This is a genomic window from Streptomyces sp. NPDC001450 (genome assembly GCF_053597295.1).
Window position 1 is genome coordinate 196577 of sequence record NZ_JBSFHY010000012.1, and the last position, 15898, is coordinate 212474.

Below are 15898 nucleotides of genomic sequence, written 5' to 3' on the forward strand. Positions count from 1 at the left end.
TGCACGGGTCCGGAAGCACTGCGGTGGCCCGGCGTCTTGGGCGGGGGTTAACCCCACCGCCACGCCGGGCGCCCGGCTGTCAGAAGGACTCACCCTCGAGGAACTCGGTGTCCTCGCCCTCTTCCTCCAGGGCCTGGCGGACCACGCGGAGGGCCATGCCCTCGGGGTAGCCCTTGCGGGCGAGCATGCCGGCGAGACGCCGGAGCCGCTTGTCGCGGTCGAGGCCACGGGTGGCCCGCAGCTTGCGGGCGATCAGCTCACGGGCGGTCGCCTCCTCCTGCTCGGAGTCGAGCCGGCCGACGGCCTCGTCGATCAGCTCGGAGTCGACGCCCTTGGTGCGCAGTTCCTGGGCGAGTGCGCGGCGGGCGAGCCCCCGGCCATGGTGCCGGGACTCCACCCAGGCGTCCGCGAACGCGCTGTCGTCGATGAGCCCGACCTCCTCGAACCGGGACAGCACCTCCTCGGCCACGTCCTCGGGGATCTCCCGTTTGCGCAGGGCGTCCGCGAGCTGCTTGCGGGTGCGCGGGGTCCCGGTGAGCAGGCGCAGACAGATCGCCCGCGCCCGCTCAGCCGGGTCCCCTGAAGACTCCCCCCGCTCGGCCCTCGACGAGGTAGGGGTGTCTTCGTCCTCACCGGGCGGCTCCCCGAAGCCGCCCTGCCTACGGCCACGGCCGCGCCCCCGACCGCCCCGTGGCCCGGCCCCGCCGTGCTCCCCGTCGCCGTACCCGTCCTCACCGGCTGTGGCGGAGCGCGAGTCGCCGTCGGTGCCCCTCCCCCGTGGGGTACCGGGGGTGGCGTACTCGTACTCGGCCCAGTCGGTTCGTCGTGTCACGGGTCAGCTCTTGGCAGTGGCGGCCTTGGGCTTGGTGGCCTTGGCGGGCGCCGCCTTGGCGTCGCCCTCGGCCGCGGTGGTCACCGCCGCGTCCGCGCCCGGCTCGGCGGAGGGCTCCTCCGGCCGGACACCCACGCCCAGCTTCTCCTTGATCTTCTTCTCGATCTCGTTGGCCAGGTCCGGGTTGTCCTTGAGGAAGTTGCGCGCGTTCTCCTTGCCCTGGCCGAGCTGGTCGCCCTCGTACGTGTACCAGGCGCCGGCCTTGCGGACGAAGCCGTGCTCCACGCCCATGTCGATCAGGCCGCCCTCGCGGCTGATGCCCTGACCGTAGAGGATGTCGAACTCGGCCTGCTTGAAGGGCGGCGCGACCTTGTTCTTCACGACCTTGCAGCGGGTGCGGTTGCCGACCGCCTCCGTGCCGTCCTTCAGGGTCTCGATGCGGCGGATGTCGATGCGCACCGAGGCGTAGAACTTCAGCGCCCGGCCACCGGTCGTGGTCTCCGGGGAGCCGAACATCACGCCGATCTTCTCGCGGAGCTGGTTGATGAAGATCGCGGTGGTCTTGGACTGGTTGAGCGCACTGGTGATCTTCCGCAGGGCCTGGCTCATCAGTCGGGCCTGCAGACCGACGTGGCTGTCGCCCATCTCGCCCTCGATCTCCGCGCGCGGGACGAGCGCGGCGACGGAGTCGATGACGATGAGGTCGAGGGCGCCGGAGCGGACGAGCATGTCCACGATCTCCAGGGCCTGCTCGCCGTTGTCGGGCTGGGAGAGGATCAGGTTGTCGATGTCGACACCGAGCTTGCGCGCGTACTCGGGGTCGAGGGCGTGCTCCGCGTCCACGAAGGCGACCTGACCGCCGGCCTTCTGCGCGTTGGCCACGGCGTGCAGGGTCAGGGTCGTCTTACCGGAGGACTCCGGGCCGTAGATCTCTACGACACGGCCACGCGGCAGACCGCCGACGCCGAGGGCGACGTCGAGTGCGGTCGACCCGGTCGGGATGACCTCGATGGGCTCCTTCGACCGCTCGCCCATGCGCATGACCGCGCCCTTGCCGAATTGTCGTTCAATCTGTGCGAGCGCGGCGTCGAGCGCCTTCTCGCGGTCGGTTCCTGCCATGGGTTCCACCCGGTTTGCTTGAGTCGATCGCTTCACGTCAAAGACGCTAACGCCTGCCACTGACAATGCGCCCCGACGTCGGCCCGGCCTGTGGATAACAAGAGGACATCTCAACACGAAACGTGTCGAAATCCCCGTCTGGAGCCTCGCCCGAGCCTCCATGAGAATGGATGTTCGATTTTAGTGTCAAGCGCACCACACGGTGCCCGGAGCCCCTTCCGAGCCGCGGCGCACGCCGCTACTCCCGGCGTCGTACGGCGGGTGTCCTCGGCCGGACGACGACCGCGCGGAGCGCTCCCGGGAGCCTGGGGCCATGAAGAATCCCCGCCCCGCCGAGCGCCTGTGTCACACGGCCGGTCTGCTCCTCGTCCTCTCCGGTCTCGCCCACCTGCTGGTGTTCGCGGCCGACGGCGGCCCCTGGGACGGTCCCGTCTCCTGGCGCAAGCCCGTCACGTTCGGGCTCTCCTTCGGGGCGACGCTGATCGCGATCACCTGGGTCACGTCGTACCTGCGCGTCGGGGCGCGGCTGCGCACCGTCCTGCTCGTCGTCCTCGCCGCGGACTGTGTGGTGGAGGCCGGCGGCATCACCCTTCAGGCGTGGCGCCGGGTTCCCTCGCACCTGAACATGGAGACCCCCCTCGAGACCGCGGTGTCCATGACGCTCGCGGTGGGCGGTGGTGTCCTGGTGGCGCTGCTCACCGTCTTCGCCGTCGCGGCCTTCCGGCACCGTCCCGCGGGCCCCGCCGGCATGCCGCTCGCGGTGCGCTCGGGGTTCGCGATCCTTCTCGTGGCGCTGGCCTCGGGTGCGGCGATGATCGCGCGCGGCGTCGTGCTCACCCGGACCGGCCACCAGGAGGCCGCCTACCACTCGACGGCCCCGCTCAAGCCGCTGCACGGGGTGAGCCTGCACGCCGTCCTGGTCCTGCCGCTGCTGGCCTGGCTGCTGTCCCGTACGTCCTGGAGCGAGCGGGCGCGGGAGCGCGTCGTGGCCACCGCGGTGGGCTGTTACGCCGCGGCCGTCGCAGCCGCCGGGGTGTGGGCGGTCCTGACGTACTGACCACGCCCCCGGGCGGAGGCCCCTACGAGGACTCCTCCGCGCTGGGCCGCCGTTCCCACAGCTGCCGTATGCGCGTGCGCCCCCCTGGGCGGCCCGGCCCCCGCGTGCGGTGTCCGTGCACCCGGGGATCGTCCGTGACGGCGTACCGCTTCACGTACGCGCCCAGGAACGCCTGCAGCGTGGCGACCGCCGGGATGGCGATCAGCGCGCCGACCGCGCCCAGCAGCGCGGTGCCCGCGATCACCGAGCCGAAGGCGACGGCCGGGTGGATGTCGACGGTCTTGGCGGTCAGCTTGGGCTGCAGCATGTAGTTCTCGAACTGCTGGTAGACCACGACGAAGATCAGCACCCACACCGCGTACCAGGGGTTCACGGTGAACGCGATCAGCATCGGCAGCGCACCCGCGAGGTAGGTGCCGATGGTTGGGATGAACTGCGAGACGAGGCCCACCCAGACACCGAGCACAGGCGCGTACGGCACGCTCAGGGCCTGGAACAGGATGTAGTGCGCTATCCCGGAGATGAGCGCCATCAGGCCCCGCGAGTAGAGATAGCCGCCCGTCTTGTCGACGGCGATCTCCCAGGCCCGCAGCACCTCCGTCTGGCGCGCGGGCGGCAGGACGGAGCACAGCGCGCGGCGCAGCCGGGGGCCGTCGGCGGCGAAGTAGAACGAGAACAGCGTGACCGTCAGCAACTGGAAGAGGCCGCCGAGCACCTGGGCGGACACGTCGAGCACTCCGGCCGCGCTGTTCTGCGCGTACTTGCGCAGCCAGTCGGAGTGCAGCAGGCCCTCCTGGACGTCCACGCGCCTCAGGTCCGTGTGGAACGTCTCGTTGATCCAGTTGATGACCGAGTCCAGGTAGCCGGGGAAGCCCTCGACCATCTTGATGATCTGGCCGGCCAGCATCGAGCCGAGCAACGTGATGAAGCCGGCGGTCACGATCACCAGGCCGAGGAAGACGAGGAAGGTGGCGAGTCCCCTGCGCATGCCGCGGCCGGCCATCCAGCTCACCGCGGGCTCGATGGCGAGGGCCAGGAAGAACGCGATCAATATGTTGATCAACAGCCCGGTCAGCTGGTGGAAGGCCCAGCTGCCCAGCTGGAAGGCGGCTATGAGCGCGAGCGCGAGCACCATGGCGCGCGGCAGCCAGCGCGGCATGCGGCCGCCCGGCGCGGCGGCGTCGGCCGGGGGCCGGTCGGGCGTCGTCGTAGCGGTCGGGGATGCTGCGTGCCGGTCGACCGGCACGGTCTCGTCAGTGGGTGCCACGGGCCAAGTGTCGCCCACGCCGCCGACAACCCGTTGCCCGCCCGGGGTCTTCGTGCCCGGTCAGCGCTGCTCCCCGGGCACGTTCATGACCGAGCAGACCACGCGCCACACGTCCTTGGCCTCCCAGCCGGCGTCCAGCGCCTCGTGCACCGTGCGCCCGCCCAGCTCCGACATCACATGATCGCGCGCGAAGGTGTCGGCGTACCCCAGACCGAAGTGTTCCGCCATCCGCTGCCAGAAGACCGTCAACCGCATGACTCCAGTATCCCGCCCCTGGGGGTGGGGCCCGCCCGGGACCGCTTGCCGAGACCGCTTTCCGCCCTACGGTCTGTCGCATGCCCGAAACAGGAGCTTCCTCCCCGCCCCCTACGCCCCCGGCGCGCTCCCCGCTCTTCCGCGCCGAACAGTTCGTCTGGCTCACCGCGCGCGTGCTGGAGCAGCGGCTCTTCGCGTACCACTTCCTGAACGGCGCCGCCGATCCGGTGGAGGCGGCGCTGGACGCCTACCGCAACGAGGACGGCGGGTACGGCCACGCACTGGAACCCGATCTGCGCGGCCCGGTGAGCCAGCCCCTGCACACCGGTCACGCGCTGCGCGTGCTGGACGCCGTCGGGCGCTGCGGCGGGCAGCGGGTGGAGCGGGTGTGCCGCTATCTGACCTCGGTCTCCACCGCGGACGGTGCCCTGCCGGCGATCCATCCCAGCCAGCGCGGCTACCCGGTGGCCCCCTTCGTCCCGGTCATGGACGACCCTCCCCCAGCCTCGAACACGCTCGGCCGGGGGGACCCCCATGGCTCACTGCTCGCCACCGGTCCTGTGGTCGGGCTGCTGCACCGCAACGAGGTATGGCACGCCTGGCTGTTCCGGGCCACCGACTTCTGCTGGCAGGCCGTGGAGTCCCTGAAGAAGTCCCACCCCTACGAGGTGGAGGCCGCCGTGGCCTTCCTGGACTCCGCCACCGACCGCCCGCGCGCGGAGGCCGCCGCCGACCGTCTCGGCCGCCTGGTGCGCGAGCAGCGGCTGGCGGCCCTGGACCCGGATCATCTCGACGCTCACCCGGTCGCTCCCGGCTACGCGCCGGGAGAGCACCACTTCCCGCACGACTTCGCGAGGAGCCCGCACTCGCTCGCGCGCGCGTGGTTCACCGACGAGGAGATGGCGCGCTCCCTGGACTTCCTCGCCGCCGAGCAGCAGGAGGACGGTGGCTGGCCCGTCCGCTGGCGCCACTGGGCACCGGCTCCCACGCTGGAGGCGCGCCCCATGGTGACCATCGAGGCGCTGCGCACCCTCAAGACGTACGGCCGCTTCGTGGGCTGACCCCAGCGGCTCCCGGCTGAGCCAGACCGGCCTCGCCGATCCCGGCTGACCTCGCTGAGCGCGCTGAGCCCGGCCGCGCTCACCCACCGATCGCCCGCCCCCCCGCCGTCACCACCACGGCCGCCGCGACGACCAGCAGGAACGGTGCGCGCAGCACCAACGCCACGGCGGCCGCACCGACTCCGGCGGCCCTGGCGTCGAGCATGAGCGTGTGCCCGTCGGCGAACGTCTGCTGGGCCGTGAGCGCGGCGAGGAGGGCGACGGGCAGCAGGGCGGCGAGCCGCCGGACGAACGGCCGCTCCAGGACGTCTGCGGGGACGAGCAGTCCGGCGAGTTTGACGGCGTAGCAGCAGAGAGCGGTCGCGCCGATCGCGATCCACGTGTTCATCGGACCTCCTCCGATCCGCCCCGTCCGCCCGGCCCCGCCGGTCCGCCCTGTTCATTCGGCTCGTCCGGCTCGTCGGGTTCCTCCGGTTCGTTCTGCTCGTTCTGTCGGGTGCGACCGCTGCGCCGGCCCTCGGCGAACAGCACGGCCGGTGCCGCCAGCGCGGCCACCAGGACCGGTACGCCGGCCGGCAGGACGGGCAGCAGGCCAAGGCCCAGCAGGATCGCGAGGCCCGCGGCCCTGCGCTCGGTGGACGTCTGCAGCATCGGGGCGAGCAGGGCCAGGAAGACCGCCGGCCCGGCCGCGTCCAGGCCCCACGCGTCGCTGTTTCCGATGACCTTCGCACCCACCGCGCCGAGCAGCGTGGTGAGGTTCCACAGCAGGTAGAGACTGAGCCCGGTGACGGTGAACCCGATCCGCGCGGCCCGCCGGGTCGGCTGGGCCAGGGTCACCGCCGTGGTCTCGTCGATCACCCACTGGGCGGCGAACGGCCGCACCGCGCGCGGGAGGGCCAGCAGCTGCGACAGCCGCAGCCCGTAGAAGGCGTTGCGCACGCCCAGGAAGAACGCGCCGGCGGCGGCCGTCAACGGGTTGCCGCCGGCGGCGAGCGCACCCACCAGGGCGAACTGGGAGGCGCCGGTGAACACCAGGAGGCTGAGCGCGCAGGTCTGCAGGAGTCCGAGTCCGCTGCCGACCGAGGTCACCCCGAAGGCGAACCCGGACAGCCCGACGGCGACGCCGACGCCCAGGGCGTCCCGTACGACGGCGGCGTCGGGCTTTCCCGCGCTGTCGGCGGCCATGTCCGCGAGTGCTGTCTGTTGTGCCACGCTCCGGACGGTACGGGCGGCCGTCAGCCCGGGTCTTGTACGTTCTTGCGCTCGCGCTGGTAGGCGCCCGGAGGCACGCCTACGATCCGGGTGAAGTGCCGGTTGAGGTGCGGCTGGTCGGTGAAGCCGACGGCGACGGCCGCCTCGGCGGGCGCCGTTCCCGCGTCCAGCAACAGCCGGGCACGCCGCACCCGGGCGTCGGTCAGCCAGGTGTGCGGCGGCATGCCGTAGGCGTCGCGGAACGCCCGCAGCAGGGCGAACGGGCTGGTTCCGAGGTCGGTGGCGAGGCGTTCCAGGGTCGGCGGCGCGGCCATCCGCTCCTCCAGCACGGCACGCGCGCGTGCCGCGGTCCGCGCTCCGGAGGTCCGTGTCGGCCGCTGTGGCAGCGGCCCGCCGTTGAGCCGCAGCAGCCTGGTCACGGCCACGCGCAGCAGGGTGTCGGCGGCCAGTGCGTTGCCCTCGTCGGCGGCGCGGAGCACCTGGTGGACCAGGCGGACGGTGTACGGATCGTCGAGGACCGGGCTGACGAAGCCGGGTGTGCCGCGGATCGTGGTGGTCTCGGCCGCGATCCCGGCCACCACCTCGGGCGAGGGATAGACCGCACCGTACCGCCAGCCCTCGGGCACGCCGGCCCGGCCCGTGTGCGGGGTGTCCGGATTGACCAGCGCGAGGGCGCCCGCACCGGCGGACACGTCGGAGCCGCGGTGGTGGAAGACCTCGACACCGTCGGCGATGGCCGCGATCACGAAGTTCTCGTGGGTGTGCCGGACGAAGGTCTTGCGGATGTAGTGGGCCCGCAGCAGGTCGACGCCGGGCAGCTCCTCGTACCGCCAGTGCCGTGCCCGCTCCGCTGAACCCGCCATACGGCCATTGTCCGTCCCACCCGCCGACCGCCCGCGTCCGCCTGTTCTCCGCAGGTCAGCACGATTGTCAGTGGCCGGGTGCAGGATGGGTGGCATGGTCAGCTCCGCACACCGAGCCCTCGACGGCTTCTCGCCCGCGGCCCGCGGCTGGTTCACGGGGGCGTTCTCCGCGCCCACCGCGGCTCAGGCGGGCGCGTGGCAGGCCATCCGCGAGGGCTCGGACGTGCTGGTGGTCGCCCCCACCGGCTCGGGCAAGACGCTGGCCGCGTTCCTCGCCGCCCTGGACCAGCTGGCCTCGACCCCTCCGCCCGCCGACCCGAAGAAGCGCTGCCGGGTGCTGTACGTGTCACCGCTGAAGGCGCTCGCGGTCGACGTCGAGCGGAACCTGCGCAGTCCGCTGACCGGTATCCGTCAGGAGTCCGTGCGCCTGGGCCTGCCCGAGCCCGAGGTGAAGGTCGGCATCCGCTCCGGCGACACCCCGGCCGCCGAGCGGCGCGCCCTGTCCACGCGCCCGCCGGACATCCTGATCACCACCCCCGAGTCGCTGTTCCTGATGCTCACGTCGGCCACGCGTGACGCGCTGACGGGCGTGGAGACGGTGATCCTGGACGAGGTGCACGCGGTCGCGGGCACCAAGCGCGGCGCGCACCTCGCGCTGTCCCTGGAGCGGCTGGACGAGCTGCTGCCGAGGCCGGCCCGCCGGATCGGCCTGTCGGCGACCGTGCGCCCGGTGGACGAGGTGGCCCGGTATCTCTCGCCGCGCCGCAAGGTGGAGATCGTCCAGCCGGAGTCCGGCAAGGAGTTCGACCTCTCCGTCGTCGTCCCGGTCGAGGACATGGGTGAGCTGGGCGGCTCCCCGGCGGCCGACGGCAACGAGGGGGCGGAGAAGCCGTCGATCTGGCCGCACGTGGAGGAGCGGATCGCCGACCTGGTACAGGCCCACCGCTCCACGATCGTCTTCGCCAACTCCCGGCGCCTGGCCGAGCGGCTGTGCAACCGGCTCAACGAGATCGCCTACGAGCGGGCGACCGGCGAGACGCTGGAGGAGCATCACGCCCCGGCCGAGCTGATGGGCGGCTCGGGCGCGGCACAGGGCGCGCCCGCGGTGATCGCCCGCGCGCACCACGGCTCGGTCTCCAAGGAGCAGCGCGCCCTCGTCGAGGAGGACCTGAAGGCGGGCCGGCTGCCCGCCGTGGTCGCCACGTCCAGCCTGGAGCTGGGCATCGACATGGGCGCCGTCGACCTCGTCGTGCAGGTCGAGTCCCCGCCCTCGGTGGCCTCCGGGCTCCAGCGCGTCGGCCGCGCGGGGCACCAGGTGGGCGCCGTCTCCACCGGCGTGGTCTTCCCCAAGTACCGGGGTGACCTGGTCCAGGCGGCCGTGGTCACCGAGCGGATGCGCACCGGTGCCATCGAGTCCCTGAAGGTCCCCGCGAACCCGCTGGACGTGCTCGCCCAGCAGCTCGTCGCCATGACGGCACTGGACACCTGGCAGTTCGACGACCTGCTCGCCGCGGTCCGCCGCGCGGCCCCCTTCGCCTCGCTGCCCGAGTCGGCGTTCACGGCGACCCTCGACATGCTCGCGGGCCGGTACCCGTCCGACGCGTTCGCCGAGCTGCGCCCGCGCGTGGTGTGGGACCGCGTGGCCGGCACGATCACCGGCCGGCCGGGCGCCCAGCGCCTCGCCGTCACCTCCGGCGGCACGATCCCCGACCGCGGCCTCTTCGGGGTCTTCCTCGCCGGTTCCGACCCGAAGAAGGGCGGCGGCCGGGTCGGCGAGCTGGACGAGGAGATGGTGTACGAGTCCCGGGTGGGGGACGTCTTCACGCTGGGCACGAGTTCCTGGCGCATCGAGGACATCACCCGTGACCGGGTGCTGGTCTCCCCCGCGCCGGGCGTGCCGGGAAGGCTGCCGTTCTGGAAGGGCGACCAGCTGGGCCGCCCGCTCGAACTGGGGCGCGCGGTGGGCGCGTTCCTGCGCGAGGTCGGCTCGCTGTCCAAGGACGACGCCCGGCTGCGCCTGCTCGCGGCGGGCCTGGACGCGTGGGCGGCGGACAACGTCCTGTCCTACCTGGACGAGCAGCGCGAGGCCTGCGGCCATGTCCCGGACGACCGCACGATCGTGGTCGAGCGCTTCCGCGACGAGCTGGGCGACTGGCGGGTCGTCGTCCACTCCCCCTTCGGCGCCCAGGTGCACGCCCCCTGGGCTCTCGCGCTCGGCGCCCGCCTCTCCGAGCGGTACGGCATGGACGCGCAGGTCATGCACGCCGACGACGGCATCGTGCTGCGCCTGCCCGACGCCGATCTGATGGGCCTGGACCTGCTCGACCAGGAGCCCATGAAGGCGGGCACCCCCCTCGGCACGGCGGTCGACAGCGAGCATGCTCCGGTGGGCGCGGCGGACGTCGCCTTCGACAAGGGCGAGGTCGACCAGATCGTCACCGACCAGGTCGGCAGCTCCGCCCTGTTCGCCTCCCGGTTCCGGGAGTGCGCGGCCCGCGCCCTGCTGCTGCCGCGCCGCAACCCCGGCAAGCGCACGCCCTTGTGGCAGCAGCGCCAGCGGGCGGCCCAACTGCTGCAGGTGGCGAGCGAGTTCGGCTCGTTCCCGATCGTCCTGGAAGCAGTGCGCGAGTGCCTCCAGGACGTCTTCGACGTCCCCGGCCTCGTGGAGCTGATGGGCGACATCGAGTCCCGCAAGGTCCGCCTGGTCGAGGTCACCACCCCGGAGCCGTCCCCCTTCTCTCGCTCCCTCCTGTTCGGGTACGTCGCCCAGTTCCTGTACGAGGGCGACTCCCCGCTCGCCGAGCGCCGCGCCGCCGCGCTGTCCCTGGACTCCCGGCTGCTGGCCGAGCTGCTGGGCCAGGCGGAGCTGCGCGAGCTGCTCGACGCGGAGGTGCTGGCCGAGCTGGAGCGCGAGCTGCAGTGGCTGACGGAGGACCGGCGCGTCAAGGACGTGGAGGGCGTGGCCGACGTGCTGCGCCTGCTCGGCCCGCTGGCCGACGCCGAACTGGCCGAGCGGGGCGCCGAGCCGCAGTGGGCACGGGAGCTGGCCGCCGCCCGCCGGGCCATCCGGGTCCGCGTCGCGGGCAGAGACCACTGGGCGGCCGTCGAGGACGCGGGCCGGCTGCGCGACGCGCTCGGCACGGCGCTGCCGGTCGGCGTCCCCGAGGCCTTCACCGAGCCGGTGAAGGACCCGCTCGGCGACCTCCTCGCACGCTACGCCCGCACCCACGGCCCCTTCACCTCGGCCACCGCGGCGGCCCGCTTCGGCCTGGGCGTGGCGGTCACCGAGGGCGCCCTGCAGCGGCTCGCCGCGAACGGCCGTGTCGTACAGGGCGAGTTCCATCCGGCGGGCATCGGCCAGGAGTGGTGCGACGCCGCCGTACTGCGCCGGCTGCGCCGCCGCTCCCTGGCCGCGCTGCGGCACGAGCTGGAGCCGGTGTCGCCGGCCGCCCTGGCGCAGTTCCTGCCGCAGTGGCAGCACATCGGCAAGGGCCACGGGCTGCGTGGCATCGACGGACTGGTGCGCGCCATCGAGCAGTTGCAGGGCGCCGCCGTACCGGCTTCCGCGCTGGAGAAGCTGGTCCTGCCCTCCCGCGTGGCGAACTACACGCCGTCGATGCTCGACGAACTCACCTCCGCCGGCGAGGTGGTGTGGGCCGGAGCGGGCGCCCTGCCCGGCAAGGACGGCTGGGTCTCCCTGTACATGGCGGACGCGGCCCCGCTGCTCCTGCCGCCGCCGCATCCCCTGGAGCTGACCGCGCTCCACCAGTCCGTCCTGGACGCCCTCTCCGGCGGCTACGGCCTGTTCTTCCGCCAGATCGCCGACCAGGTCCGCGCCACCACCCATCCCGACGCCACCGACCCCCAGCTGGCCGACGCCCTGTGGGACCTGGCGTGGTCGGGGCGGCTCACCAACGACACCCTCGCCCCGATGCGCTCCCTGCTGGGCTCGGGCCGTACGGCGGGCTCGACGGCGCACCGCGCCAAGCGCACCGTCCCGCGCGGCCGCTACGGCTCCCTGACGGCCGCCGCCCGCCCTGCCTCCCGCACCGGCCCGCCGACGGTGGCCGGCCGCTGGGCGCTGCTCCCCGCGTCCGAACCGGACACCACCGTGCGCGCCCACGCGCTGGCCCGCACCCTCCTCGACCGGCATGGCGTGGTCACCCGGGGAGCGGTCGCCGCGGAGGGCGTCGAGGGCGGCTTCTCGGCGGTGTACCGCGTGCTGTCGGCGTTCGAGGAGAGCGGTCAGGCGCGGCGCGGCTACGTGGTCGAGGGCCTGGGCGCCGCCCAGTTCGCGATGGACGGCGCGGTCGACCGCCTCCGCGCGGTGTCCAACGCCCGCGAACGCGGCGAGGGCCTGCCCGCCCCGGCCGTCCCCAACGGCTTCGGCAGCAAAAACCCGCACTTCCTCGACGGCTGCCACACCACCCCCAACGTCTTCGACCAGGCCGACGCCGGACTCGCCCACCCCGGCCTCGACGGCGACTTCACCTGGCCCCCCGAGGACCACCCGGCCACGCCCGGCGACTTCACCTGGCCGCCGGAGAACCGTCGCGCCGACGAGTACGTCTCCCCCCGCGACCTCGCTCCCACCGACCCCTTCGCCTCCCCCGGCTACGGCGGCCCCCGTGGCGGCGGCGCGGCCTCCCCGTACGGCTCACCGGCGAACCGCGGCTTCGGCGACCGCAGTTCGCGCTCGTCGTCCCCCGACCCCCGCTCCGTGGTCCTCGCCGCGGCCGACCCCGCCAGCGCCTACGGCGCGGCGCTCCCCTGGCCCGAGCCGCCGAACGGAGCGGGGCACAAGCCGGGCCGCAAGGCGGGCTCCCTGGTCGTGCTGGTGGAGGGCGAGCTGACGCTGTACATGGAGCGCGGTGGCAGGACGCTGCTGGCCTGGCCCTCCGACCCGGACGCCGCCGCCACCGACGACCCACGGCTGCGTACGGCCGCGGAGGCCCTGGCCGCGGCCGCCCGCGCGGGCTCGCTCGGCACGGTCACGGTGGAGCGGATCAACGGCGCCCAGGCCCTGACCTCTCCCCTGGGGACCCTGCTGGAGGCAGCGGGCTTCATCGCGACCCCGCGCGGTCTGCGCCTGAGGGCCTGAGCACGGTGGCCCCGGGCACGGCGTCGCACGTCACCCCACCGTGGCACGCTTGACGCATGCCCGAAGGTGACACGGTCTGGCAGGCCGCGAGGCGGCTGCACGACGCCCTCGCGGGCAAGGTCCTGACCCGCAGCGACTTCCGGGTGCCGAAATACGCGACGGTCGACCTCACGGGCCGTACGGTCCTGGGCACGATCCCGCGCGGCAAACACCTGCTCACCCGCTTCGAGGGCGACCTGACCCTCCACACGCACCTGCGCATGGAGGGCGCCTGGAAGGTGTACGACTCGGGCGAGCGCTGGCGGGGCGGCCCGGCGCACCAGATCCGGGCGATCCTCGGCACCGCCGATCGCACCGCCGTCGGCTATCGCCTCCAGGTGCTGGAGTTCCTGCGCACCGGCGAGGAGGAGCGCGTCGTCGGCCATCTCGGCCCCGACCTGCTCGGCCCGGACTGGGACCCCGAGCGCGCCCTGGCCAACCTCCTCGCGGACCCGGCCCGCCCCATCGGCGTGGCCCTGCTCGACCAGCGCAATCTCGCCGGCATCGGCAACGTCTACAAGAGCGAGCTGTGCTTCCTGCTCGGCGTGACGCCCTGGCTGCCGGTCGGCGCCCTGCCCGCGGACCGTGCCGCCAGGCTTCCCGCCCTCGCCAAGAAGCTCCTGGAGGCCAACCGCGACCGCCCGGTCCGCCAGACCACGGGCCTGCACCGGCAGGACCTGTTCGTGTACGGCCGCGCATCCCGCCCCTGCCTGCGCTGCCGCACCCCGGTCCGGGTGGCCGACCAGGGCGACGGATCCCAGGAGCGCCCCACCTACTGGTGCCCGACCTGCCAGACGGGCCCCGCACCGGCGCCGGGGACGGCACAGCAGTGGCGTAACCGTTATCCCCGTCCGACTAATTGACGGTCCGTCAGAAATGCTCGTACCGTCGCTGTATGCCCCTCAAGGCGTACGACCTCACCGGACGCACCGCGTTCGTCACCGGAGCCGCCGGCGGCATCGGCCGGGCCTCCGCGGTCCTGCTCGCGGCGGCGGGAGCCGCGGTGCACTGCGCCGACCTGGACGCGGACGGCCTGCAGGGCACGGCCAAGCTGATCGAGGACCGCGGCGGCACGGCCCGTACGCACGTCGTCGACGTCACCGACCGGACCGCCCTCGCGGCGGCCGTCCGTTTCTGCGGACGCCTGGACGTCATGGCCGCGATCGCCGGGATCATGCACAGCAGCCCGGTCCTCGAGACCCGGGACGAGGACCTGGACCGGGTCCTGAACGTCAACTTCAAGGGCGTGCTGTACGCCTGCCAGGAGGCGGCCCGGCTGATGCTCGCCCACGACATCCGGGGCAGCATCGTCACCATGGCCTCCGGCGCGGTCGACACGGGCGGCCCCGGACTGCTCTGTTACGGCGCGGCGAAGGCGGCCGTGGTGCAGCTGACGAAGACGCTGGCCACCGAGGTCGGCCGGCACGGTATCCGGGTCAACGCGGTCGCGCCGGGCTGGATCCGGACGCCCATGACGGACCGTCACGACCGGGACGTCCAGGCGCACACCGAGTTCCTGATGGCCCGGATGTCGCCGCTGGGCCGGGTCGGTGAGCCGGACGACGTCGCGCACACGGTGCTCCATCTGGCGTCGGACGCGTCGGCGTTCACGACGGGTCAGATCCTGCGTCCGAACGGGGGCGTGGCGATGCCCTGGTAGCGGCCTCCGCCCGCCAGGCGGCGGCCCACCGCCCCGTTTCCACGGCTCCCACCGCACGTCTCTTGGGCACACAGTGCACCGGCAGCACGCTCAGCCCCCACCCGCTGACCGCGACGGCCCCTTCGAGCACCCCGGCGCCGGACCCCACGGCGATCCGCAGCACCGCCCACCACCACACCGCCCCCAGCCCGAGCACGGGCCCCCAGCGCAGTATCCGCCCCACCATGGCCGCCACCTCCAGCGGGAAGCTAGAACGCCTCGTGACCCGCACGGGAGGCGCACCGAGGGCTCACCGATGCAACACCGGGCACTCCGACACGCTCAGGCGTTCTCCGCCTGGAACATCCAGTGATGCTTCTCCAGGTCCGCAGTGATCCCGATGAGGATGTCCTGGGACACCGGATCCGCCTCGCCGGTCGCCTGGACCCGCTCCCGCATCCGGGTGATCACCGCGCCGAGGGCGTCCACCATCGTGCGGACCGCGTCCGTGTCCTTGATCCAGCCGGCCGGAGCGGTCTCGATGCCGCTGCTGGAGGCCACCGTGGCCGCGCGCCCGTCGGGCGGGACACCGAGGGCGGACGCCCGCTCGGCCACCGTGTCGGAGTGCGTGCGGGCGGAGCCGACGACCTCGTCGAGCTGGAGATGGATGGACCGGAAGCGGGGTCCGACGATGTTCCAGTGGATCTGCTTGGCGACCAGCGAGAGGTCCACCAGGTCGACCAGGGCACCGTGCAGCGCCTCGGAAACGGTCTTCAGATCGTCATCGGGCAGCGGGCTCTTCACGACGTACATCCACTTCCTCCGGTGATTTCGGCGCCGACACGTCCCTCCACGATGACCGCCTCACCGAATACCGGCAAATGGAGGCAAAAGAGACGCGAATCACACGTTCGGAGCGTACAGAAGCCCCGGCCGGGCTTCCCCAGGTCTGCCTGGGGAAGCCCGGCCGGGGCCTCACACCTTCCGGGTCGCTAAGCCGCGCACACGGACGTCACGCGGCGACCGCACCGGCGGGCGCCTTGATGGTCACCCGTTCCGGTGGCACGCCGGTCACCGACACGGAACCCAGCACCGGACGGACCGGCGTGGGCACGGGCTCGGTGGCCGCGGCGGACTGGGCCAGCTCGGCGAGCGCCAGTTCGTCGCTCACCTCTCGCATCAGTTCCGACATCCGTACGTCCAGCGCGTCGCAGATGGCGGAGAGCAGCTCAGAGGAAGCCTCCTTCTGCCCCCGCTCCACCTCGGAGAGATAGCCGAGTGAGACTCGGGCGGACGAGGAGACTTCGCGCAGAGTACGGCCCTGGCGTTGGCGCTGCCGACGCAGCACGTCACCAAGCAGGCGACGGAGCAGAATCATCGGTGGCTCCCTCCTCGGACCGCGTAGCCGCATCCTTCTCGCCCCACCGTACCGCCTCGCGCCGCGGCCGTGCGG

At 73.0% G+C, this 15898-nt stretch carries 14 protein-coding genes; 5 read left to right on the top strand and 9 right to left on the bottom strand.

The annotated features are described in order from the left end of the window. Nucleotides 1–79 precede the first annotated feature (79 nt). Together recX and recA are read right to left on the bottom strand one after the other, a co-directional pair. Entirely contained in the window at nucleotides 80–832 is a 753-nt protein-coding gene (gene recX, locus ACWC5O_RS16155) for a recombination regulator RecX (protein WP_450586847.1), read from the bottom strand. A 3-nt stretch (nucleotides 833–835) separates the two neighbouring features. Then, nucleotides 836–1951: a recombinase RecA gene (recA, locus tag ACWC5O_RS16160; RefSeq protein ID WP_450586845.1), complete on the bottom strand. Its 1116-nt coding sequence runs from the start codon at nucleotides 1949–1951 to the stop codon at nucleotides 836–838. Between the two features lie 313 nt (nucleotides 1952–2264). On the opposite strand from recA, the gene ACWC5O_RS16165 reads away from it, so the two are divergent. Beyond that, entirely contained in the window at nucleotides 2265–3008 is a 744-nt protein-coding gene (locus ACWC5O_RS16165; RefSeq protein WP_450586843.1) for a hypothetical protein, read from the top strand. A gap of 22 nt (nucleotides 3009–3030) precedes the next feature. On the opposite strand, the gene ACWC5O_RS16170 is transcribed toward ACWC5O_RS16165, so the two are convergent. Beyond that, a complete protein-coding gene (locus ACWC5O_RS16170) occupies nucleotides 3031–4275 on the bottom strand; it encodes an AI-2E family transporter (RefSeq protein WP_450586841.1) in 1245 nt (414 codons plus the stop codon). Between the two features lie 60 nt (nucleotides 4276–4335). Further along, a complete protein-coding gene (locus tag ACWC5O_RS16175; RefSeq protein ID WP_450586839.1) occupies nucleotides 4336–4530 on the bottom strand; it encodes a DUF3046 domain-containing protein in 195 nt (64 codons plus the stop codon). A gap of 80 nt (nucleotides 4531–4610) precedes the next feature. On the opposite strand from ACWC5O_RS16175, the gene ACWC5O_RS16180 reads away from it, so the two are divergent. Beyond that, nucleotides 4611–5591: a hypothetical protein gene (locus ACWC5O_RS16180; protein WP_450586837.1), complete on the top strand. Its 981-nt coding sequence runs from the start codon at nucleotides 4611–4613 to the stop codon at nucleotides 5589–5591. A 79-nt stretch (nucleotides 5592–5670) separates the two neighbouring features. Here the strand turns inward: ACWC5O_RS16180 and ACWC5O_RS16185 are convergent, their stop codons facing one another. From ACWC5O_RS16185 to ACWC5O_RS16195, 3 genes are read right to left on the bottom strand one after another with little or no spacing between them, the layout of a single operon-like run. Continuing rightward, complete coding sequence (locus tag ACWC5O_RS16185) at nucleotides 5671–5979, bottom strand: AzlD domain-containing protein (RefSeq protein WP_450586835.1); 309 nt, start codon at nucleotides 5977–5979, stop codon at nucleotides 5671–5673. Next, nucleotides 5976–6803 (bottom strand): AzlC family ABC transporter permease, encoded by an 828-nt coding sequence (locus ACWC5O_RS16190; RefSeq protein WP_450586833.1) that lies wholly within the window; start codon nucleotides 6801–6803, stop codon nucleotides 5976–5978. The genes ACWC5O_RS16185 and ACWC5O_RS16190 overlap by 4 nt, the downstream gene beginning before the upstream one ends. Before the next feature lie 23 nt (nucleotides 6804–6826). Beyond that, nucleotides 6827–7666, bottom strand: coding sequence for an AraC family transcriptional regulator (locus tag ACWC5O_RS16195; RefSeq protein WP_450586831.1), 840 nt, complete (start codon nucleotides 7664–7666; stop codon nucleotides 6827–6829). A gap of 94 nt (nucleotides 7667–7760) precedes the next feature. Between ACWC5O_RS16195 and ACWC5O_RS16200 the strand changes: the two genes are divergently transcribed. Genes ACWC5O_RS16200 through ACWC5O_RS16210 form a run of 3 tightly spaced genes read left to right on the top strand, consistent with a single transcriptional unit; the run spans nucleotide 7761 to nucleotide 14466 of the window. Further along, nucleotides 7761–12767, top strand: a complete 5007-nt coding sequence (locus tag ACWC5O_RS16200; protein WP_450586829.1) for an ATP-dependent helicase — start codon at nucleotides 7761–7763, stop codon at nucleotides 12765–12767. 56 nt (nucleotides 12768–12823) lie between these two features. Further along, entirely contained in the window at nucleotides 12824–13669 is an 846-nt protein-coding gene (locus ACWC5O_RS16205) for an Fpg/Nei family DNA glycosylase (RefSeq protein WP_450586827.1), read from the top strand. A 32-nt stretch (nucleotides 13670–13701) separates the two neighbouring features. Continuing rightward, nucleotides 13702–14466, top strand: coding sequence for an SDR family NAD(P)-dependent oxidoreductase (locus tag ACWC5O_RS16210; protein ID WP_450586825.1), 765 nt, complete (start codon nucleotides 13702–13704; stop codon nucleotides 14464–14466). A gap of 321 nt (nucleotides 14467–14787) precedes the next feature. On the opposite strand, the gene ACWC5O_RS16215 is transcribed toward ACWC5O_RS16210, so the two are convergent. Both ACWC5O_RS16215 and ACWC5O_RS16220 read right to left on the bottom strand, forming a co-directional pair. Continuing rightward, a complete protein-coding gene (locus ACWC5O_RS16215) occupies nucleotides 14788–15258 on the bottom strand; it encodes a Dps family protein (protein WP_450586823.1) in 471 nt (156 codons plus the stop codon). Nucleotides 15259–15457: 199 nt separating this feature from the next. Then, nucleotides 15458–15823, bottom strand: a complete 366-nt coding sequence (locus tag ACWC5O_RS16220; protein ID WP_450586821.1) for a helix-turn-helix domain-containing protein — start codon at nucleotides 15821–15823, stop codon at nucleotides 15458–15460. Between the last annotated feature and the right edge of the window lie 75 nt (nucleotides 15824–15898).

Excerpts from the sequence above, each read along its gene's own strand:
- recA (WP_450586845.1), bottom strand. The coding sequence starts at position 1,951 with ATGGCAGGAACCGACCGCGAGAAGGCGCTCGACGCCGCGCTCGCACAG.
- ACWC5O_RS16165 (WP_450586843.1), top strand. The coding sequence starts at position 2,265 with ATGAAGAATCCCCGCCCCGCCGAGCGCCTGTGTCACACGGCCGGTCTG.
- ACWC5O_RS16175 (WP_450586839.1), bottom strand. The coding sequence starts at position 4,530 with ATGCGGTTGACGGTCTTCTGGCAGCGGATGGCGGAACACTTCGGTCTG.
- ACWC5O_RS16180 (WP_450586837.1), top strand. The coding sequence starts at position 4,611 with ATGCCCGAAACAGGAGCTTCCTCCCCGCCCCCTACGCCCCCGGCGCGC.
- ACWC5O_RS16185 (WP_450586835.1), bottom strand. The coding sequence starts at position 5,979 with ATGAACACGTGGATCGCGATCGGCGCGACCGCTCTCTGCTGCTACGCC.
- ACWC5O_RS16195 (WP_450586831.1), bottom strand. The coding sequence starts at position 7,666 with ATGGCGGGTTCAGCGGAGCGGGCACGGCACTGGCGGTACGAGGAGCTG.
- ACWC5O_RS16200 (WP_450586829.1), top strand. The coding sequence starts at position 7,761 with ATGGTCAGCTCCGCACACCGAGCCCTCGACGGCTTCTCGCCCGCGGCC.
- ACWC5O_RS16205 (WP_450586827.1), top strand. The coding sequence starts at position 12,824 with ATGCCCGAAGGTGACACGGTCTGGCAGGCCGCGAGGCGGCTGCACGAC.
- ACWC5O_RS16210 (WP_450586825.1), top strand. The coding sequence starts at position 13,702 with ATGCCCCTCAAGGCGTACGACCTCACCGGACGCACCGCGTTCGTCACC.
- ACWC5O_RS16215 (WP_450586823.1), bottom strand. The coding sequence starts at position 15,258 with ATGTACGTCGTGAAGAGCCCGCTGCCCGATGACGATCTGAAGACCGTT.
- ACWC5O_RS16220 (WP_450586821.1), bottom strand. The coding sequence starts at position 15,823 with ATGATTCTGCTCCGTCGCCTGCTTGGTGACGTGCTGCGTCGGCAGCGC.